15 protein-coding genes and 1 tRNA gene are annotated in these 21,329 nt (G+C 61.6%); 2 read left to right on the forward strand and 14 right to left on the reverse strand.

All coding sequences use genetic code 11. From position 1 onward, the window contains the following. On the reverse strand, positions 1-1,803 hold the full coding sequence (locus BW09_RS02025) for a proline--tRNA ligase (protein WP_181161749.1): 1,803 nt from the start codon (positions 1,801-1,803) through the stop codon (positions 1-3). A 652-nt stretch (positions 1,804-2,455) separates the two neighbouring features. Here BW09_RS02025 and BW09_RS02030 point away from each other — a divergent pair. Next, a complete protein-coding gene (locus tag BW09_RS02030; protein ID WP_140464617.1) occupies positions 2,456-4,753 on the forward strand; it encodes an SCO7613 C-terminal domain-containing membrane protein in 2,298 nt (765 codons plus the stop codon). Between the two features lie 25 nt (positions 4,754-4,778). On the opposite strand, the gene amrS is transcribed toward BW09_RS02030, so the two are convergent. The 8 genes from amrS to BW09_RS02080 all read right to left on the reverse strand — a co-directional run bounded on the left by amrS (position 4,779) and on the right by BW09_RS02080 (position 15,991). Continuing rightward, positions 4,779-5,864: an AmmeMemoRadiSam system radical SAM enzyme gene (gene amrS / locus BW09_RS02035; protein ID WP_140464619.1), complete on the reverse strand. Its 1,086-nt coding sequence runs from the start codon at positions 5,862-5,864 to the stop codon at positions 4,779-4,781. Continuing rightward, a complete protein-coding gene (amrB, locus tag BW09_RS11050; RefSeq protein ID WP_258184941.1) occupies positions 5,851-7,887 on the reverse strand; it encodes an AmmeMemoRadiSam system protein B in 2,037 nt (678 codons plus the stop codon). Before amrB ends, amrS begins: the two co-directional genes overlap by 14 nt. A gap of 295 nt (positions 7,888-8,182) precedes the next feature. Continuing rightward, positions 8,183-9,595: a PIF1 family ATP-dependent DNA helicase gene (locus BW09_RS02055; protein ID WP_140464621.1), complete on the reverse strand. Its 1,413-nt coding sequence runs from the start codon at positions 9,593-9,595 to the stop codon at positions 8,183-8,185. Positions 9,596-9,614: 19 nt separating this feature from the next. Further along, positions 9,615-11,303 (reverse strand): DEAD/DEAH box helicase, encoded by a 1,689-nt coding sequence (locus tag BW09_RS02060; RefSeq protein WP_181161748.1) that lies wholly within the window; start codon positions 11,301-11,303, stop codon positions 9,615-9,617. Between the two features lie 339 nt (positions 11,304-11,642). Next, the gene (gene orn / locus BW09_RS02065) at positions 11,643-12,293 is read right to left on the reverse strand and encodes an oligoribonuclease (RefSeq protein ID WP_140464686.1); all 651 of its coding nucleotides are present in this window, start codon (positions 12,291-12,293) and stop codon (positions 11,643-11,645) included. Positions 12,294-12,514: 221 nt separating this feature from the next. Further along, complete coding sequence (gene guaB, locus BW09_RS02070; RefSeq protein WP_140464625.1) at positions 12,515-14,065, reverse strand: IMP dehydrogenase; 1,551 nt, start codon at positions 14,063-14,065, stop codon at positions 12,515-12,517. Positions 14,066-14,129: 64 nt separating this feature from the next. After that, positions 14,130-15,326: an MraY family glycosyltransferase gene (locus BW09_RS02075; RefSeq protein WP_140464627.1), complete on the reverse strand. Its 1,197-nt coding sequence runs from the start codon at positions 15,324-15,326 to the stop codon at positions 14,130-14,132. After that, the gene (locus tag BW09_RS02080; RefSeq protein WP_140464629.1) at positions 15,323-15,991 is read right to left on the reverse strand and encodes an L-threonylcarbamoyladenylate synthase; all 669 of its coding nucleotides are present in this window, start codon (positions 15,989-15,991) and stop codon (positions 15,323-15,325) included. The genes BW09_RS02075 and BW09_RS02080 overlap by 4 nt, the downstream gene beginning before the upstream one ends. A gap of 264 nt (positions 15,992-16,255) precedes the next feature. Here BW09_RS02080 and BW09_RS02085 point away from each other — a divergent pair, with 264 nt between their 5' ends. Next, on the forward strand, positions 16,256-16,927 hold the full coding sequence (locus BW09_RS02085) for a sugar O-acetyltransferase (protein ID WP_140464631.1): 672 nt from the start codon (positions 16,256-16,258) through the stop codon (positions 16,925-16,927). A 239-nt stretch (positions 16,928-17,166) separates the two neighbouring features. Here BW09_RS02085 and prmC read toward each other — a convergent pair whose 3' ends face one another. From prmC to BW09_RS02110, 5 genes are all read right to left on the reverse strand, one after another. Further along, the gene (gene prmC, locus BW09_RS02090) at positions 17,167-18,057 is read right to left on the reverse strand and encodes a peptide chain release factor N(5)-glutamine methyltransferase (protein WP_140464633.1); all 891 of its coding nucleotides are present in this window, start codon (positions 18,055-18,057) and stop codon (positions 17,167-17,169) included. A 157-nt stretch (positions 18,058-18,214) separates the two neighbouring features. Continuing rightward, complete coding sequence (gene prfA, locus BW09_RS02095) at positions 18,215-19,303, reverse strand: peptide chain release factor 1 (RefSeq protein ID WP_140464635.1); 1,089 nt, start codon at positions 19,301-19,303, stop codon at positions 18,215-18,217. A gap of 130 nt (positions 19,304-19,433) precedes the next feature. After that, positions 19,434-19,646, reverse strand: coding sequence for a 50S ribosomal protein L31 (gene rpmE, locus BW09_RS02100; protein WP_044089693.1), 213 nt, complete (start codon positions 19,644-19,646; stop codon positions 19,434-19,436). Positions 19,647-19,817: 171 nt separating this feature from the next. Next, positions 19,818-19,891, reverse strand: a tRNA-Ile gene (locus BW09_RS02105). A gap of 90 nt (positions 19,892-19,981) precedes the next feature. Continuing rightward, positions 19,982-21,217 carry an ROK family protein gene (locus BW09_RS02110; RefSeq protein ID WP_140462686.1) on the reverse strand — a complete coding sequence of 412 codons (1,236 nt, stop codon included), beginning with the start codon at positions 21,215-21,217 and terminating at the stop codon, positions 19,982-19,984. Between the last annotated feature and the right edge of the window lie 112 nt (positions 21,218-21,329).

Genomic DNA, 21,329 nt, shown 5'->3' on the forward strand with positions numbered 1-21,329 from the left:
TTACAGCCGCTCGAGCAGCGTCTTCACGGCCTCATCAGCAGGCACGGCGACCTTGTTCCCGCCGTCGCGGTCACGGATCTCGATGGTGCCGTCGTTGACGAAGTCACGGCCCACCACGGCGATGGTCGGCACGCCGATCAGCTCGGCGTCCTTGAACTTCACGCCCGGGGAGACCTTCTTGCGGTCATCGTAGATGACCTCGACGCCGTTGGCCTCAAGCTCCTCGATCAGGCGCTCGGCGCCTTCGAAGGCCTTGTCGTCCTTGCCTGTGGCCACCACATGCACTTGGGCGGGGGCGATCACGGACGGCCATGCCAAGCCAGCCTCATCGTGATGCGTTTCGGCGATGCAGGCGAGCACGCGGGAGACACCTATGCCGTAGCATCCCATCCACACCGGCACTGCCTTGCCGTTCTGGTCAAGGACCTTCAGATCAAGAGCCTTGGAGTACTTGAGTCCCAGCTGGAACACCTGGCCGATCTCCACGCCACGCTCGAAGCTCAACGGGCCGGAACCATCAGGGCTCATATCGCCGTGACGGACCTCCACGGCCTCGACCACGCCGTCGGCCTCGAAATCACGGCCGTAGACGAGGTTGTAGTAATCGACCTCATCCTCGTCGGCACCGGTGAACCATGCGGAGCCCTTGACCACGTGGGCGTCCACGAAGTAGCGGGCCGGGTTCTTGACACCGGCGGCCTCGGCCTGCGGGCCGAGCACCATAGGTCCGATGTAGCCGATCACCAGTTCCGGATGGGCCTTCAGATCCTCCTCGGTGGCCTCCTCGATTTCAGAGGGAGCGAACTGAGCCTCCAGACGCTTCATGTCCACGGTGCGATCACCAGGCACGCCGACCACCACAACCTCACGCCACGGCTCGTCGTGGTCCTCGTCCTCAGCGTGCTTCACGGTGATCGCCACGTTCTTGAGGATGTCGGATGCCTGCCATTCGCGGCCATCGGCGCGCGGATGATCGGCGTTGGCGCGTTCGATCATCTTCTCGATGGTCTTGGCGTCCGGAGTGGGGCGCTTTTCGGCAGCCGGGGTGTCGGACGCATCGATCTCAGGCAATTCCGGCGTGTGCAGCGCCTCGACGTTCCACGCCTTGCCGGAAGGCGCCAGGGCGAAGGTATCCTCGCCGATGGCCATCGGGGCGAGGAACTCCTCGGAAGCGGAGCCGCCCATCGGGCCGGACATGGCGAACACCGGCACGTACTTGAGGTCAAGGCGCTGGAAGATGCGCTCGTAGGCACCACGCTCGTCGTAGTAGGCCTTGCGCATGCCTTCCTCGTCGATGGTGAAGGAGTAGGCGTCCTTCATGATGAACTCGCGGCCACGGATGAGGCCGGCGCGCGGACGGAACTCGTCGCGGTACTTGGTCTGGATCTGGTACAGCGTGACCGGCAGGTCCTTGTATGAGGAGTACATGTCCTTGACCAGGAGGGTGAACATTTCCTCATGGGTGGGGGCAAGCAGATAGTCGGCCTGATGACGGTCCTTCAGACGGAAGATGTTGTCGCCGTATTCCTCCCAGCGATGGGTCGCCTCATAAGGCTCGCGCGGCAGCAAAGCCGGGAAATGCACCTCCTGGGCGCCGATGCCGTTGATCTCCTCACGGATGATGGCCTCGATCTTGTTGAGGACCCGCAGGCCCAGAGGCAGCCAGGTCCAGATGCCGGGGGCGGCCTTGCGGATGTAGCCGGCGCGCTGCAGGAGCTTGGCGGAATCGACGTCCGCGTCGGCCGGGTCTTCGCGCAGTGTGCGCAGGAACAGAGTAGACATACGAAGGGTATTGGAAGTCATGGGGTCAACGATATTCACGTGAACCGACAAGCCGTAACGCTGCAGCTCTCCGTCTCACTGTGCGATTGCACAGGAATCATCTTTGGATTGTGTATCATCCGACACCTTGGCTTTGCGGATCGCACGTGGGAGAATGATGTTGAAGGGGCAGGAGGGCACGATGACGCAGCCGACCAAACAATGGAACAACCAATCACAACCACAGCAGGCGGTACCAGTGCAGCCAACTGCGCAGTCAGCTCAACAGCCGATAACGCAGCCGCAACCGACACCTCAGCAACAAGTGCCGCAACCGCAGCAAGGCGTACGGCAACCGGCACAGCAGCAGGTGCCGCAACAACAGACGGTACTGCCGCAGCAGCCAGTCCAGCAGGCGGCACAACCTGTGCGGCAACAGGTGGCCCAGCAGCCGACACAACCATGGCAGCAACCATCGCAATGGCAGCATAGCCAACAGCCTCCGCAATGGCAGCCATCGCAATCGCAACTATCGCAATCGCAACTATCGCAATCGCAGCCTCAGCAATCGCAGCCATCGCGATCGCAGCACAGTCAGCAAATACCGCAGCGGCAACCGGTACCGCAGCAAGGCGGATCGTATTCGCAGCCCATGCAGCCTACGCCGCAATACTCCCCATTCCAACCGCAGCACATGACCCAACAGCCGACCACGCCACAGCCGACTGCCGCGCTCCCCGGTTATCCCGCCGCAAATGCACAGTCGAGCCATGATCCGCAGTACCCCCAGCCGCAGTACCCCCAGCCGCAGCCGATGGCTCCGCAGTACTCTCAGGCCTACCCACCGCAGCCATCGCAGTTCACGCCTGCGAGCCTACCGCCGCAGCAGGGCCCGTTTGCACAAACACCGTTCCCGCAAGCATCGTCCCCGCAGGGTCCATTCCCGCAAGCATCATTCCCACAGCCCACTGCGCAACAGGCCGTATGGCCAAGCGGCACTGCGGCCACCCCACCCGCATCGATTCCGCCTGCGCCAACCCAATCCGAGCCGCAGCACTCCAACGTACAGATGCTGCTGCTGGTGCTCGGCGTGGCATTGGTGACCATCGCGGTGCTGGCGTTCGCCTCGTTCGCCTATGGTCTGCTCGGCGACATCGGCCGCGCGGTCTCCATCGGTGTGGTCGGTGCCATTGCGTTGGCCGTCGGCATGGCGCTGACCAATCGGCTTCGCGTCACTGCCGAAGGTTTGACTTGGGCGGGATTGGCCGCGCTGTCCATTGACGCCCCGCTGGTCAGCGGCATCCCTCCGGTAGCGCGCACGATTCCCAATGGAGTGTGCACCGGCGTACTGATTCTTCTGGTGACCGCGCTGGCGTTCGCCCTGCGTGCAATAGCGTCGCATCTGCCATCCAATCAGACAGCAACGGTCACGGACTCGCAACCGAATACGCAGACCATCCCGTCCAATGCCGCTTCATCGACTCCGCCAAATCTTTCTGGATTCTCAGCGGAACAATCCGTGACGCAGCCGGCCATACGACCGGCCCCACTGCAACCGGCCCCACTGCAACCGATTCCACTGAGTCCGATTCCACTGCGGGCCACTACGTTGTACGCCATGTGTGCGATTCCGCTCGCATTCATGTCGATTGCCTCGTCGCTGCCCACCGACAACCACAATGTGGAATGGGTGCTGACCGTGGAGATCGGCTCAGCTGCGGCACTATTGTTCGCCATCTTCGTGCGGGTCCCCCACACCTCGCGCTACGCCGACTTCGAATGGATGACGTCATTGACTGCAGCGACGGTGGGTCTGACCGCTGTTACCTTCTTCGGATACGCGCTCATCATGGACGCGGATCCGTTGTGGCTTGTCATCATCATCTGCCTCATACCGCCAGCGCTATGGGCCGCGATGCTGGTGATGCTGCACCTCAAGCCGACGGCACGCACCGGCAGTACACTGCCTCCCGCCAATCGCGTCATGCCAACGATCGGCTTCATATGGTCCTTGTCGGCAGGGTCGGAATCGCTGCTGCGTCGCGTGCTTAACGGTCCGTTGGGCAATGACCAGGCGGCTCAGACCGTTGCCGACCTGCTGATGATCGCCCTTACCGGGTTCACGATCACCGCCGCCACGCTGATGTTCCGCCGCACCAAGCGCTTCACCATCAGCAAGCAGGAACGCGTTTCGGCAAGTGTCATAGGCTCGCTCATGATGCTCATCGTCATCGACAGCGATTTCACACATGGCAGTCCCCTGCCGATGGTGGTTTCGATCGTGGGCCTTGTGGTGATGCTCGCAGTGACCGCGATTTCATGGATTGTCGCCGCACATCCGACAGCCTCCCCAGTGACCCAGTCGGCACCACAGTCAATCCAGCAGCCTCAACAGGCGATGCCACAGCCAGCACAGCCACGATGGCCGCAACCGGCGCTGCCGCACGGCACAGCATCGAAACCTCTCCCCGCCGAGCACATCACCGTCACCGTGTTCACGGCGATCACCAGTCTGTCGCTGATGTATCTGGCGGTAGACAACCCGCAGCCATATGCACCGGTGGATCTGTTCGCCGTAGTGTCCGGCGCGACGGCCCTTGTCATAGGCGTACGTTGGATGCAGGTCCGCCCCACGTTGCGCAGTTGGCCCGCGCTATGGCCTGCACTGACTTTGCTCATGGTGCCATCGCTGCTCATCAGCTGGTTCGAGCCACTGTCGCTGCCGCGCGTCCTCGCACTGTTCGCCATTTCGATTTGCGCACTGCTGCTCGGTGCACTGCGGGGATTGCAGGCCCCGCTGGTGTACGGCACGGTGATACTCGTCATTCATGTGCTGACGGTGATCTGGCCTTGGCTGGCCGAATTCTCGCGCCACTACTGGTGGGTGTGGCTGCTTGTCGGCGGCGTGCTGCTCATCGCTGCGGCGGCGCGGTACGAAGCCAGTATGCGATCGATGAGGAGCATCGCCTCGCGCATCAGCGACCTACGATGACGGTCTGCCTGCCAGCAGCCCTCCCCTACCAACGGCCCGCGATGGCAGTGCCGCATTCCGGGCATCGACCGTCGCCGCCGCAATCACAGGACAGGCGATCGGCATTGATTCGATACCAGTCGCGCTCCACCAGCACGGCATGGCACTGCGGATTCGGGCAGTATGTGGTGTCTCCCTCACGGTCGTGCACATTGCCGGTATACACGTAATGCAATCCCTCAGCGAGCGCGATGTCACGCGCCCGGGTCAGCGTGCCATGCGGCGTGGGCGGCACATCCTGCATCTTCCACGCCGGGTGGAATGCCGAGAAGTGCAATGGCACGTCGGGGCCCAGATGCTCCCGAATCCATGTGCATTCGGCGTGCAGCTGAGCATCGTCGTCATTGAGCCCCGGTATGAGCAATGTGGTGAGCTCCACCCACACATGCCCGCCGTCCGGGGTGCGCGCATCATTGACCGCGTAGTCGATGGTGTCGAGCACATCAGCCAGATGCGTTCCAGTTACTTTCCAATAGAAGTCCTCGGTGAAGCCCTTGAGGTCGATGTTCGCCGCGTCCATCGCCGCATAGAAATCCGGTCTGGCCACCGCGCTCATGTATCCGGCCGTCACGGCGATCGGATGGATGCCGAGGGCACGGCAGGCCTGCGCGGTGTCTATCGCGTATTCGGCGAACACAATCGGATCATTGTAGGTGAACGCCACCGAGTCGATACCACGCTCGTGCGCCACCTGCGCAATCTTCTCTGGGCTTGCCTCCACGCCGAGTCTGTCGAAGTCGCGCGCCTTGGAGATATCCCAGTTCTGACAGAAGCGGCAACCGGAATTGCAGCCGGCCGTGCCGAAGCTCAGCACGCTGGAGCCGGGGTGGAAATGGTTCAACGGCTTCTTCTCCACCGGGTCTACGGCGAATCCGGAGCTGCGACCGTACGTGTCGCAGACGATGACGCCGTTGTGATTCGACCGCACGAAGCAGAAGCCGCGCTGGCCCGGGCGAAGCACGCAGCGCCGTGGGCAGAGTTCGCATCGTGCACGGCCTGTGCCGTCGTGGAATTGCGTTTGCCAACGGCCGATGGCGACTGCCGGAACTGAATCTGATTCAACGTTCGGCATATGCGGTCACCTCATACCGTTCGCATTCGATGTCGCCGTTGGCCCAGTCGTAGGACGGGCGGATTCCCGCTTTGGCGAGTAGGTGCGAGACGAAATCATGCGGTTCGGGCAGCTGCTCCCACACCTGCGGCAGAAACGTGGCCCTGCGACCACGCGGGTCGGTAAGAATCAACCCATCCTCACCGGGGCGCAGCGCCGACTCCAGCTCGTCACGCGAACGCACCGGGATGCCATCCGACCCTATGATCGGCTCTGGCTTGCCCAATACGGATACCTCCACATCAATGAGCGGGTATTCCGCAGCCGTAAGCGGATTGAAGCGCGGATCGCGGCTAGCGGCGTCGACCGCGTGATCGACAACGTCGCGGCCGAGCGGCCGATATGCTTCAAGCGTGCCGATGCAGCCACGCAACCGACCGTTCTCGGTCAAGGTCACGAAGCTTGCGCCAGGCTCTTCCAGCCAAGGATTACGTGCGATGATGGATTCGGGGGACTCGTCGGAATCGCCGTCAAGGCCCAGATGCTCACGAATCGATATGCGCGCCAGCTTCAGCAGGGTCGCACCTCGGTCGGTGCCATTCGACCGCTCAGATGTACTGGACCCGTCAGATTGCCCAGCCGCATCCCCGGCATTCCTTCTTTCTGCAGAGGATTCTGCAGAAGATTCAGGAGAGGATTTGGTCTGCCGGATACCGCCGGCATTGTCGCCACGTACATTCCCTGGATCATCTGCATCCTCTGCACTCTCTTGAGCAGCCTCCTCCTGCCATACGGCAAACGAGGCATACCCCACCACCGGCTCATCAGGATCGTCCATAGCCGGGCGAGGCTCACCCGCGAGCGCCACTACACCGTCATCACCTGAGGTGCTGCGCCCCAGCAACCGCAGGTCAAAGTGGCGTTCGACAGCATGCAGACATGCTCGGTTTTCTTGACGGTCGCTCTCTTGATCTGTCTCGACTGCCGGCCTTGTGCCGCTCGCCTGATTCGCCTTCAACGTTTCACGAATTGTTTCACACGACGTTTCATGCTGTGCCGGCGTCAAGCCACGCACCAGCACATCCAGCAGCCCGTTGATTGGATACGCCCCGCATGCCCTGCGCGGATGAATCGGCAGCCTGAGATGTGCGATGTCGGATATCGTCTCGTCATCGAGTTGCCGCGCATACGCCTCGGGATGATAATGCGACAAATCGGAGCTGATGATAATCACAGTTTCAGGACCTCCCCACAACGCGCGCAACACGTCGCCCACCTCTTCGGGGCTCGTATCACCGGCGTTGAGCGGCACGATGGCCAGATCCGGGCCAAATACGGTCTGCAGGAATGGAATCTGCACCTCAACGGCATGTTCCTGCGCATGCGTGGGATCGTTGACGATCATCGCCGGAGCCGGAGCCCCAGAGCGGGCGCGCATACCGGATCGCAACGGCTCGGCATGCGGGTTGTCATGCGCGTCATCATGCGGTTCAACGCCAGCACCCGCAGCCATGCCATCATGATCGCCGCCACACATACGAGTGGTTCCTGAGATGTCACGATCCGACAGCCCCATCGCCTTTCGTTCGGACTCCACATCCACTGGAATCACGCCCAACGGCGTAGACCAAACGTCAGCCGTCGAACATGCCACGCCCCGCACGGCCACCCGATGCGTCGGCCCGACGATCACTGCACGCTTCACCGTGCCGCGCCCACGTTCGAGCAGCACATACGCCAACGCCGCAGTCGTGCCCGAATAACCATAACCGGCGTGCGGCACGATTACCGCTTTCGGCGCTCCTTGAGGCAGCCGCGATGCCAGCTGTTTCACCAGCGCACGCCCGTAATCGAGCTGCTGGTTGATAAGCTGCTTGAGCGCAGTGCGGTCGGCAGGATAGAACGCGCCGGCCACGGCAGGTGGACGATTCCTTCCCGTATTACGACCGGTGTTGCGGTCTGCGTTGCTTCCAGCGCCACGGCCGGCAGACGCTGCGGCCACACGAACTTCGTTGTCTCCATGAGTCTGTTCAGATAGCGACATGATCACCACCCCTGCACTCCATGGTAGCCACTCCAGGACGCAAAGAATCCAGTTTACGATACCTATCTCAGTTACGAGGGGCTGATCTCGGCTTCCCGGAAGCACTACTTGCGTTACGAGGGGCTCCCCATCCTTTGAATATGCCCTTACAACACCGTTATTCCGCCATTTGTGAGAGGCTCTTACCGCGCTGTTACCACGTCACCAGCCCCTCGTAACGCAGATAGATGTTCCGAAACCCTGAAATCAGCCCCTCGTAACGCAGAAACGACTCCAGAAGGGCACAAACCCAATATCAGAACAAGGCATCCTGTGCGAAGTCGTCATCTGCGGCGTCGAGCGCGGTGGCGGATGGCTTGAACGCGGTAACGCCTTCATCGGCTAAACGGTCGGAGGCGGCTGCGGATGCGTCGCGCAAGGAACCATCCAACGTCACGGCATCGGGCGAAACCAGGAACATGCGTTCGTTGACACCGGCAAGATAGAGTCCGTCCAACGACTCCACGCGGGAGAGCGCCACATAGCCCATGCCGGGCGCGAACGTGCGGCGCAGATCCATGACCGCCCGATCGAGCGTCATGCCCTGCGACTTGTGGATGGTGATTGCCCAAGCACAGCGCAACGGCACCTGCTGAACGGATGCGAGCACGGTCTCGCCGTCCATCATCTCCCATGCGGCGGGCCTCATGGTGACGATGTTGCCGTTCTCGAATTCGACAATCGGCCAGCCGCCTTTGGCCTCCGGCGCGAAGCCGCGCACGGTGCCAAGCGAGCCGTTGACGTACTGCCGGTCGGCATCGTTGCGCAGGGCCATGACCGCCGCGCCCTCCTTGAGCACCAACCGTTCGGGGGCGAGCATGTTCTTCTTGAGCCGATCGACCAGATTGGCTGGGCCTGCGGTCTCGGCATGGAATTCATGCGGCTCGAGCGAGATCTGGTTGAGCCGCAGGTCATTGAGCCCGTCGGCCTGGCGATTGACCGGAAACAGATGCACGGCGACCTGTCCGGGTTCGGGCATGCGGCCGAGACGTGTGACCAGCGTATCCCGGTCGGATTGCGTCACGGCGCTGCGGCGGATATCGGTCAGGACCGTGAGCAGATCGCCGGCGTCCTGCCTGTGCTGCTCGGTCAGGTAGCATATGACCGGGTTCAACTCATCCCATACCAACGATTCGGTGACGAAACCCTCGGGATTGCGCCCGGCCTGCGCATACCGTTCCCGGGAGGCGACGAACTCCGGCGTGGGCGCAATCAAATCGTTGTTGCGCCCGGAAACGGAGACCGGAGGGAGCTGGAAGAAATCCCCGGAGAGCACCACTTGGATGCCGCCGAACGGCCGCGGATCATGGCGCACCGCCCGGCATACCTGATCGACCATGTCGAACAGCCATGCGTGGAGCATGGAAACCTCGTCGATGACGAGGATGTCGGTGGCTTCAATCTTGCGCTTGCGGCGCGAGCGGATGAGCTTCAACAGATTCGCGGTCAACGAGGTAGCCACGCCCACGCCGCTCCATGAGTGGATAGTCTGGCCGTTAATATGCGTGGCGGCAATGCCGGTGGACGCGGTGACCGCCACATCGGCGCCATCCGCACGAGCCCCGCGAATGAACTCGTTGAGCGTATAGGTCTTGCCGGCACCGGGCGCACCGGTCAGGAACACGTTCGCGCCGGCGTTCAGGATGGCCAGCGCTTCGGATTGACGCATACCTGTCAAGTCCCCGATGTCAGGCCTGCGGGGCCGCGGACGGGCCGGGACCGGAGGACCTACCTGCGCCAGGCAGGCGCAGACGCCGGTTCTCCATGACCAGAGAACCCCGCTGCGTCATGTCCATCACGATTCCACGCAACAGATCGCGGTCGAAACGACCTTTGAGCTCGCCGAAGTGAGGATTCGATGTCAATCCTGCAGCGGCGATGAAGTCCGCGGCCTCACCCGCCAGCGTAAAGGTGACCGAAGAGACGGCGGGGTCCTCCCCCTTGGCCGCACGCAGCTCACCGACCAATCCGGTTATGGCACGCTCCGCCGCAGCACGCTCGACACCGTCAATCATGGCCACACGTGCCTGCAGCTCCTCATTTCGTTTGACGGTCTCGGCATGTCTCGCGGCCTGCGCCGCCTTCTCCTTATCGGTCAGGCGATCAGCTCGCTTCGGACGAGGTTTCTTGGAGGCCTTCGGCTCGGTATCAGAGCGGTTCATCGACTTGTCTGCGTCTACTCCTGCGGCGGCATACGCGTTCTTGGCGCGTTCTCCGATCAGACGAAGACGATTGTCGTCCCGCGCGATGTCGCCACGCTTGGTCAGATCATCGATGACGGCGATGACGGTATCCGCGCTGAAGCGATCTTTGAACATGCCGAATTGAGGCAGCTTGGTCACGCCGAAGAACGCGTTCGCATCTCCGTTCAATGTGCTCACTATGGTGGAGATGGCGGGGTCCCTGCCGTTGCTGGCGAAGCGCTGCGCAATCAGTTCCACAACGGTCTGCTCGACGGTTTGCCTGTCGGCTGGGTTGAGTGCGGCGATAAGACGGTCGTTTTCTTCCTGGGTGTGCGTATAGTTATATGGTTTGCGCTTCTGCTTCTTCTTGTCTGCATCCCCTGTTTTCTGCCCCGTCTTCGTCTCTGTCTTGTGGATTTCAGGCTTAGAGGCGGCTGCCGTCTTCTTCCGGTCGGCAGTGGCGCTGTTGGCTTGAAGCGCGGCCGACGTGGTCTCGGACGCACGCGATTGGGTACCGGGCTGGCCGGAACCTGCATTGATACGGTAAGGGTCTTTCAGACCAAGTTCGGTGATGATCGCATCGCATTGCCCCGGATCGGTGACATCGGCGAATGCGGCGAGCACGGGCCTCTTGGGCAGCATGTGCACGAAACCGGCGATATTGCGGTACTCGGTGCGGAAACCGGCATTCCCCTGGAGCACACACTGGGCCTCGTCCACGACGACCATGTCGATACGCACCTGCTTGGCGAAGTCGATGCAATCAGGCCTCAGGAGGCGTTCGGGCGCGGTGTACAGCAAGCTGATCTGCCGGTTGGCGGCTGCGGCATAGATTTCGTCGCTCTCTTGCCTGTCGGTCTGGCCGTCAATCAGTGCAGCGGCGATACCGCGTCTGCGCAGATGCTCCACCTCGATGCCCGCCGTCGCAGACGATGGCACAATCACCAAGGTAAAGGTATGCGGAACAGTGGCGGGCAACTGATAGCACAACGATCTGTCGGGACCGGCAGGCATGGCAGCCATGACATCGCGTCCGTTGAGGATGGAGTTGACCACCGGGAACTGACCGGGCACGAAGGAATCGTAGCCGAAGAACTGTTTGAGCGCGGCATGTGCGGGTCCGGAGAAATCGCGCTGCCCTGCGGGTACGCCATCGGCAGCGGATGGCGCCGGAGCATGGGCGGCTGCCGGCACTGAAACATGGGCGGCTGCCGGCACTGAAACATGGGCGGCTGCCGGTGAAGCTGTCGGACGGAAGGTTTGGCCGGTCGAGCCAGCAGGCACTGAGGCCGCAACAGTCTGCGGGGCGTTTGGTTGTATGGACCGGGCTGGCGTCTGCGTCGACTTGGCAGGCGCAGGCTGGGAGGACCTCGGAACCTTACCGTCCGAACTGTCCCGTCTTGCTGTTCCCGGCTTCGGCGGCAAAGGCAGAAGGTGCGTCGGAAGCGTGCTCGGCGCTGCTTCCTGCTCGTGTTTCGACATAAACATCTCCAACTCCCCTCGTTGTGGTTGCTCAGTCCACGTTGTCCAACGTTACTTGTTCAGCAGACTGGTGGCCACGATGTCCGCGGAAATGGCTTTGGCTTCGACATCGTCCGGGCCGGGGACCGGCGCCATGAACGCTTTGCGGTAGTAGCGCAGCTCGTCAAGTGATTCGATGATGTCCGCGAGCGCGCGGTGGCCGCCGTTCTTCGGCGGACGGTTCTCATAGACCGCCGGGTACCAGCGGCGGGCCAGTTCCTTCAGGGTGCTCACATCCACGCTGCGGTAGTGCAGGTGGCTCATGAGGCCGGGCATGTAATGGTCGAGGAACTTCTTGTCGCTTCCGATGGTGTTGCCCGCCAGCAGCGGTTTGACCCCTTCCGGCGTGAATCGCAGCACGTATTCAGTGACCTTCTTCTCGGCTTCCTCGAGGCTCAGGCCATGCTCCCATTCGTTGATCAGCCCGGAGCGGGTGTGCATCTGGCGCACGAAGTCGTTCATATGGTCCACGGCCTTCTGGCTCGGCTTGATGACGAAATCGACGCCCTCATCCAGCACGTTGAGGTCGAAATCCGTGGGCACCACGGACACCTCGACCAGTTCGTCGCCGCCGAAGATGTCGAGTCCGGTCATCTCGCAGTCGATCCAGATCAGGCGCGAATCCTTCGCGCTGTAGGTTTCCGCATCATGCGCATCCACCATCATGGGCCCCTTTCCCGGGTATATCCGTCATATCAGAACAGTTCAGACTATACCGCAGAGAATACAAGCCCAGATGCGACATGACCGCTCCGGCCTGAGATTGTTCCACGTCTGCGAATCCATGTGAGGAAGCACGCGCCCAGATACGCAGAAAGGGCCCACTTGGGGCCCTTTCGTCAATCAACATCGGTCATATAGGCCGAGGAGAACGATATTCCGGATCAGTTGTGGAAGCCGGAATAGTTCGGGGCTTCGGCGGTCATCACGATGTCGTGCGGATGGGATTCACGCAGACCGGCGTCGGTGATGCGGATGAACCTGCCACGCTCCGGCATTTCGGCGATGTTGTGGGCGCCGATGTAGAACATGGACTGGTGCAGGCCGCCGAGCATCTGGTAGAGCACGGCGTTCAGCGGGCCACGATACGGCACTTCGCCCTCGACGCCCTCCGGAACGACCTTGTCGTTGGAGGTGACGTCGGCCTGGAAGTAGCGGTCCTTGGAGTAGGACTTCTTGCCGCGCGGGGCCATGGCACCGAGGGAGCCCATGCCACGGTACAGCTTGTACTGCTTGCCGTGCAGAAGCACCTTCTCGCCCGGAGCCTCCTCGCAACCGGCGAGCGTGCCGCCGAGCATCACGGAGGATGCGCCGGCCACGAGGGCCTTGGCGATGTCACCGGAGTAGTGGATGCCACCGTCGGCGATGCACGGCACGCCGGCGGCACGGCAGGCCTGAGCGGCCTCGTACACGGCGGTGAGCTGCGGCACGCCGACACCGGCGACGATGCGGGTGGTGCAGATGGAGCCGGGGCCGATGCCGACCTTGACGGCGTCAGCGCCAGCGTCGATCATGGCCTGGGCGCCGGAACGGGTGCCGACGTTGCCGCCGATGATCTGCACGTTGTCGAATGCGGAATCGTGCTTCAGACGGGAGATCATGTCGAGCGCCAGACGGGCCTCGCCGTTGGCGGTGTCGACCACCAGCACATCCACGCCGGCCTCCATCAGGGCGGAGGCGCGCTGCCAAGCGTCGCCGAGGAAGCCGACGCCGGCGGCCACGCGCAGACGACCCTGCTCATCCTTGGTGGCATCCGGGTACTGTTCGGTCTTGACGAAGTCCTTGACGGTAATCAGACCGGTCAGATGGCCTTCGGAGTCGACCAGCGGCAGCTTCTCGACCTTGTGCTGGGCGAGCAGGCGGTGGGCGTCGTCCTTGGAGATGTTGGACGGGCCGGTGACCAGATTCTCCTTGGTCATGACATCCTTGACCTTCAGGGTGTCGTAGTCTTCGGAGGCGATGAAGCGCATGTCACGGTTGGTGATGATGCCGACGAGCTTGTTGGCCTTGTCCACGACCGGCAGACCGGAGATGTGGAACTTGCCGCAGAGCTTATCGAGGTCGGCGAGCGTCACGTCGGGGTTCACGGTCAGAGGATCGGTGATCATGCCGGATTCGGAACGCTTGACCACATCGACCTGGGCGGCCTGGTCATCGATGGAGAGGTTGCGGTGCAGCACACCGATACCGCCGTTGCGGGCCATGGCGATAGCCATCTCGGATTCAGTCACGGTATCCATGGCAGCGGAGAGCACCGGGGCCTTCATCGTGATCTTACGGGTCAGATGGGTGCTGGTGTCCACCTCGGAAGGAATCACATCCGTCTCGTTCGGCAGCAGCAGCACATCATCATAGGCAAGGCCGAGCTTGGCGAAAATCGGGGGAAGGGGGGCGTACGCCGACTGGGCGTTCAATTCATCAAGGTTTGTAGCCATGTAAACACTATATGAACATGCGCTGACCTCGTGCGACACACTCCCGCGAGGTCACCGGCAACGATCACGGCTTCAGCTCTGAATCCTCAGCATCCTTCGTGTCCCCTGGTGACGCAGCATGCTGCGCACCCGCTCGAACAGCCTCCATCGCTCTGTTTTCGGCCTGCATTTCTGGAATGCGGTGCTTCAGATACGGATACATCGTCGCCACAGTCAGCACCACCACGGCCACGGCCATGCCGATCATCACATATTGGGCCTTAAAGAACAGAATCATCAGCGAGCCGAAGGCGATCAGAGCGGCCCAACCCCACAGGATCAGCACGGCGCCGCGAACGGAATGGCCGATGCGCAGCATGCGGTGATGCAGGTGCATACGATCGGGATGCATCGGCGACTGCCCTTTGGCCAGACGACGCACGATGGCGAGGCACATGTCGAGCACCGGCAGGAACAGCACCAGGATCGGCAGCAGAATAGGCATGAACACCGGCAGATAGATGCTGGCGTGGATGGATGCGGGATCAAGGCGGCCGGTCATCACGATCGAAGCGCAGGTGATGAGATAGCCGAGCAGCATCGAACCGGAGTCGCCCATAAAGAGTTTCGCCGGATGCCAGTTGTGCAGGATGAACCCTACGCAGATGCCGACCATCATCACGTCGATCAACGTGGCCAGCGAAGCGTAACTGGGCGAATACCGGGCGATGATATACGAATAGATGGCGAACGCGATGCCTCCGATGGCCACGATTCCCGAAGCCAGGCCATCCAGACCGTCCACGAAGTTCACGGCATTGATGGACGCCACGATGAGGAACGCGGTGATGGCCATGGACAGGCTCGGCGAGGCCGTGATCAGGGAACCGCCGAACGGCAACGATATGATCTGCAGGCCGCCCCATGCCACGAACACGGATATCAGCAGCTGCCCGGCGAGTTTCAGCATCCAGTCGAGGTCCCACAGGTCGTCAGCCATGCCCAGCAGACTGATCATGATGCCGCCGGCGAGAATCACCCACATCTGGTAGTTGCCGGTGAACAGTCCGGAGAGGAACATGGTCTTGCTAGCGAAGATCGTGGCCACGGTGAAGCCGATCAGCATGGCGAGTCCGCCCATGCGCGGAGTCGGAATGGTGTGCACGTCGCGCGCACGTACCTCCCCCACCGCGCCGATCTCGATGGCGACATGGCGAATCAGCGGCGTCACCAGCCAGGTGACTCCGCCGGCGATGGCAGCAATCAGCAGATAGATTCTCACGCGCCCAGTCCTCCGCCGTTCAGGTGAAGCGCCTTGCGAATCAGGCTTTGCGCAATGACTCCTTCACGCAATATCTCGATGCCGTCCCGCCCATACGGGTCGGCCTTTACTACAGTGCTGGAAACGTGGCCCGGCGTGGAACCGCCATCCAGATACAGATCGACGTCATCGCCGAAGGCCGCGATGGCCTCTTCCACGCTTTGTGCGCTTTCCTCGCCGGACCGGTTCGCGCTGGATGCGGCGACAGGCCCTGTGGCCTTCAGAATCTCCAGACAGAGCCGGGAGTTGGGGATGCGTATGCCTTGGGTCCCCGGACGTCCTTCGGCGGTGTCCGCCAGAGTCGCCAGCGTGCAATCGGGGCGGGCCACGGCGATCGGAGAGAACGCTCCGGGAAGGAATGCCGCGGACAGCCGGTTCAGCGGCGAGGGCAGGTCCAATCCAAGCTGGTCGAGCTGGTCGATGGACGACAGCAGCACCTGCAATGCCTTGTACCGTGGACGATGCTTGAGTTCGTAGATACGTGCGATGGCTTCCCGGTTGCGCGGATCGCAGGCCACACCATATACGGTGTCCGTCGGAATGACAATCACTCCGCCTTCGCGCACGATGCGCGCGGCCCGCTCCAGTGACTCATCCGTGATCTTCAACGCCTGTGCAGAACCCATAGCCGTCCGCCATCTCCGTTCACTTGTCGTAACCAACAATCCACTATTGCATCATCGCACCACGACGTGCATCATATGGCAAGACCGTAGACCTCATCCCCGCAACTCCATTCAGCCGACCGATCCCGACCGCGCGTCCACCTGTCGGATGCCGTGACACAGATGTCCGGCGCATATGGCGTATGCCGATTATGGTTGATGCAGAAAGCACGCTGCATGGCCATCGCATGCACAGGCTTGAAAACAGGTAACAAAGGAGCGTCCATGAGCATCGAAATCGCAGCTGAGCTGCCTCCTGTCAAACCGCGTTTCCCGCGCGCCAGCGAGCGCGAGGAGATGCTGGCCGGCAAACTCTACAATCCGGCCGATCCTGAACTCACCGCCCTGCGAGAGAAGGCAGGAGACCTGTGCACGCGATTCAACACCACGCCACGTGGCGATCATGCCACACGACGCGCGCTGCTCGATGAGCTATTGCCCGGACATGGCAAGGGTCTGGATGTCATGGGACCGATTTTCTTCGATTACGGGTGCAACACCACCATCGGCGATCGTGTGTTCGCAAACTTCAATTTCACGGTGCTGGACTGCTGCCCGGTGACGATCGGCGACGATGTGCTGTTCGGGCCGAATGTCTCACTGCTGCCGCCGATGCATCCGTTGCGCTGGCAGGATCGCAATGTGCGTCAGGCCGAGGACGGCTCGATGTACGACTATGAATACGGCAAACCGATCGTCATCGGCTCGAACTGCTGGTTCGGTGGCAATGTGACGGTAATCGGCGGGGTGACGATCGGCGAAGGCTGCGTGATCGGGGCCGGTGCTGTGGTTACACGCGATATTCCGCCGCACACTGTGGCCGTAGGCAATCCGGCGCGACCAATCAGGGAGATCACCGACAAGGACGCGGCCGAGCTCCAGTATTGCGCGCAGTAGCTCTTCCTTCCAGCGGCAGCAGTGGGACGCAAGTGCATACATGCCGAAATTGCGGTTGCGGCCCACTGTGCAGAATGATGCGCGCACAGCGAATGGCGGATTTCCAACGATTCCTTTCATCGAATCCGCAGGACGCAAGTATAATTTCCTAGCGGTCGTGGGACGCAACCGCACCCCCCCGAGCGATAATGCACTTGTGTCCCGCGCATATCCACATGCAGTCGTTAGACCGTTGCATCCTACTTTTCGGCGAAGAGGTAGCGGTCCCGACCGGTCCAGTCCCTGCCGGTGGAGGCCTCGGTGAACCCGGTGGCCTTGGCATAGGCGACGAGACGGTCGCCTTGACTCACGTCATGTTCCATGACGAGCGCGCCTCCCGGCTTCAGCAGACGGAACGAACGCTCGATGATGCGTTCGGGAATCAGCGTACCGTCCGTGGAGCCGCCATACAGCGCCAATTCGGGGTCCCAGTCGCGTACTTCCGGCTGTTCGGGCACGTCAAGCTCGGGAATGTACGGCGGATTGGTGATGACCATGTCCACCGTGCCGTCCAGATGGGCCAGAGTGGCCATCGACGTGGCGTCGGCGACCTCAAGCTGATAATTGGACGCGATGGAGGGGTATCGCTTCGCCGTCTCCGCAAGATTGCGGCGGGTCCATTCGGCGGTACGGGGCTCCAATTCCACGGCCCAGACACGGCTGCCCGGCACCTCCGTGACCACGGACAGACCGATGGCACCTGATCCGGCGCATAGGTCCACCACGAGCGGGGTCATCATGCTGTGGCGGGTGAGCCAGTCAAGGCCAGCCTGCACCACGGTTTCGGTCTCCGGACGCGGAATGAACACGCCGGGACCGACCTTGAGGTCGAGGTATCGGAAGGGCGCATGGCCCACGATGTACTGCAACGGCTCGCGTTTGGCCCTGCGTTCCAGCATTGCGCCGAAGCGCCCGGCATCGTAGTCGAGATCCGATCCCATCAGCATGGCTTTGTCGATATCGCGAAGCTCCACGCTCGCAGCCTCGGCCAACAGCAACTTGGCGTCATGCTCCGGCGTCTCGATGCCCGCCGAGCGCAACCGCGCCGCCGCATTCCGGATTACATCACCAACGGAACCTACGGTCGTCACCTATTCATCCCATCCGGCCGCAAACGCAGATTATCAGCGCAGAAAGGGGTTGGCCGGGACATGTGATGTGAGACCGTAGGCTTGGCCGAACGGCCTTGAGTGTGTCGAACATCATATGTCCCCGCCAACCCCGGCCAAGCCACTGCTCTGATGGAGCTTACTTCTGGTTCGCCAGACGCTCGGCTTCGTCGGCTTGGATGTCCGAATCGATGACGGCCTGCAGGTCGCCGTCCAACACGGCATCCAGATTGTACGCCTTATAGTTCGTACGGTGGTCGACGATGCGGTTTTCCGGGAAATTGTAGGTGCGAATGCGCTCGGAGCGGTCGAGCGAACGCACCTGGGAGTGACGCATGTCCGCGGCTTCGGCGGCCTCCTGCTCGTGCTTCATGGCGAGCAGACGGGATTTGAGGACGCGCAATGCGGCTGCGCGATTCTGGATCTGCGACTTCTCATCCTGCATGTTCACCGTGATGCCGGTGGGGATGTGCGTCATGCGCACGGCGGAATAGGTGGTATTCACCGACTGGCCGCCGGGGCCGGAGCTCATGAAGATGTCGATCTTCAGGTCTTTCGGATCGATTTCGATCTCGTCGTCATCCTCGTCGGCTTCGGGGAACACGATCACGCCGGCTGCGGAGGTCTGGATGCGTCCCTGCGATTCGGTGACGGGCACGCGCTGCACGCGGTGCACGCCACCCTCGTATTTCATCGACGCCCATACGCCGTCTTCCGGAGCGGGAGTGCCCTTGGCGCGGATGGCGATCTGCACGTCTTTGACGCCACCGAGCTCGGTGGTATTCTCGGACTGGATGTTCACCGTCCAGCCGCGCTTTTCGGCGTAGCGCGTGTACATGCGCAGCAGGTCGCCGGCGAACAGCGCGGCCTCCTCGCCGCCGGTGCCGGCCTTGATCTCCATGATGGTGTCGCGCGCGTCATCAGGGTCGCGCGGGATCAGCGCGGTGCGAAGTTTTTCTTCGGCTGCGGGCAATGCTTCTTCCAGACGCTTGGCCTCTTCGGCGAAGTCGGCGTCTTCATCGGCCATTTCGCGGGCCGCTTCAAGATCGTTCTTGGTCTGCAGCCATGAGGTGTAGGCGCTGACGATTGCGCCCAATTCGGCATGACGACGTCCGAGTTTGCGCAGCTTGTCCGGATTGGACACGATTTCAGGATCCGCCATCTGCTCTTCGATGGACCGATACTCCTCAAGTGCGGTCGCCGCAGCCGGGAACTGTTCGTCTGCCATGTCGTTGCTCTTTCCTTATGGTCCTTAAATCGGCACCCAATATCAAAAAAACTTCACAACATACAAAAACGCCAGTCCGCGTCCGGTATGCCGAAGCATGCCGAACCGAGTCGGACTGGCGCGAAGTATGCTACTTGCTCTTCTTGCCGTAGCGCTTCTCGAAGCGAGCAACACGGCCACCGGTGTCGAGGATCTTCTGCTTGCCGGTGTAGAACGGGTGGCACTGAGAGCACACGTCAACGAACATGTGGTCTTCCTTGCCAGCAGTGCGGGTCACGAAGGTGTTGCCGCACGAGCACGTCACCTCAACGGGGTGATAATCAGGATGGATACCCTGCTTCATTTGCGTCTCCTATGGATTCGGGGGACCCGGGTCGCCATACCCCAATGGCATAGCGTGAACCGGAACCTAAGGGATAATACTCGCGCATGTGGACGTGAATGCGCCTTGCAGACACGCGAATCGTTCCTTCACATCAGCGGGAAAGCGCAGCGCATCATATAAGGAAATGAGTGGGGCCGCAGGGGCTTGAACCCTGGACCGGGCGATTATGAGTCGCATGCTCTAACCGACTGAGCTACGGCCCCACATTGGTTTGCATCGGCAAAAGCCAACTCGCAAAAGTGTAGCACGTCCGCCGACATGAGCCGACATGAGCCTCACTCCGCGGTTTTGCGCTATTTTCCTTGCTCCACAAGGTATTGCAACGGATTGTCGATAAACCGGCGCAACCCCATCTCGGCCGCGCCATACAGCGAGGGATGCTCGGCCACAGGCGGCACGAACACACGAATCCCTATTGCGGGGTAGCCCAAAATCTCCGAACGCAATCGCCCTTCAAGCACATTGCCCAACTCATCGCCGAAATGGGACCACAATCCACCAAGCAGCACCGTATCGACATCCGCCAGATTCACTGCAGAAGCAATGGCCGAGACCAGTGCATCGACAGCCCTATCCATTACTGCGGCGACTACAGGCTCCCCGGATTTCCAGCGACTCAGGAACACTTCTATGGCCTTGGAGCTGGCCGCCTCATCGCCTTGGCCGATTCCTGCGGCCTCCACCAATGCACGGCGGCCGGCGAACGCTTCAAGGCATCCGCGTCTGCCGCACTGGCATAATGGCCCGTCCATCGCCACTGACACGTGGCCGATCTCCCCGGCGAAACCATGCGATCCGGTCACCACGGCGCCATCGCGCACCACAGCGCCGCCGATACCGATATCGGTCGACAGGTAGATGAACGAATCGGTGCGGTTCACCACGTTCAGGAAATCGGCACGCACGGTGGCATAGCCCGGAATCTGCGCAATGGCCGCCATCATCGCCTCATTGCCCGCCACGGCGTCCAACCTGCGCACCACGTTGAACCGTCCCAGTTCCACGTTCTCCCAGCCAAGGTTGCGCGCCACGAGCAGTCGCATGTCGTCGGTCACAATGCCAGGCAAGGCGAGACCCGCCCCGACGATTCTGCATCCCTTCCGACGCAGCCGGCGCTCCAACGGAAAAGTCATCGCATCGAGTCTGGCAAAGATCTCGGTAGGGTCGGCGCCGGTCATATCCTCATCGACCCATTGCCTGTCCAACGTGTCGCCGTTAAGGTCGAGCGCGAGGCAGCCATAGCCGTCGGTGTTGATCTGCAGCCCGATGCCCGCTATGCTTCCGCCGCATATTGTCAGGGGCTTGCTTGGCCTGCCGAATGAGGCATTCGCCACAGGTTCGCCTTCGCGCACGATATCGTTGTCCAACAGCAATGCCGACAGCAGCGACAAAGTGGCCTTGGTCAACCCCGTCTCCTTGGCCAGATCGGCTCGGCTCATCGGCCCATCCGCGCGAAGCATCGTGTCCAGGGTCACCGACAGATTGTGGTTGCGCAAATCCTCCTGATTGATGCTGCGTAGATTCCCCATCACGTCTCCCCTTCGCCGATCCCATATCCAATGCCGTCGCTGCATCTTGTGCGCGTTCGGCATCGGCAGTCCATTCATTATGCATTATGCGCCATCGCACCGAATCCGGACG

It is taken from the genome of Bifidobacterium sp. UTCIF-1, from assembly GCF_006408915.1.
Classification (GTDB): domain Bacteria; phylum Actinomycetota; class Actinomycetes; order Actinomycetales; family Bifidobacteriaceae; genus Bifidobacterium; species Bifidobacterium reuteri.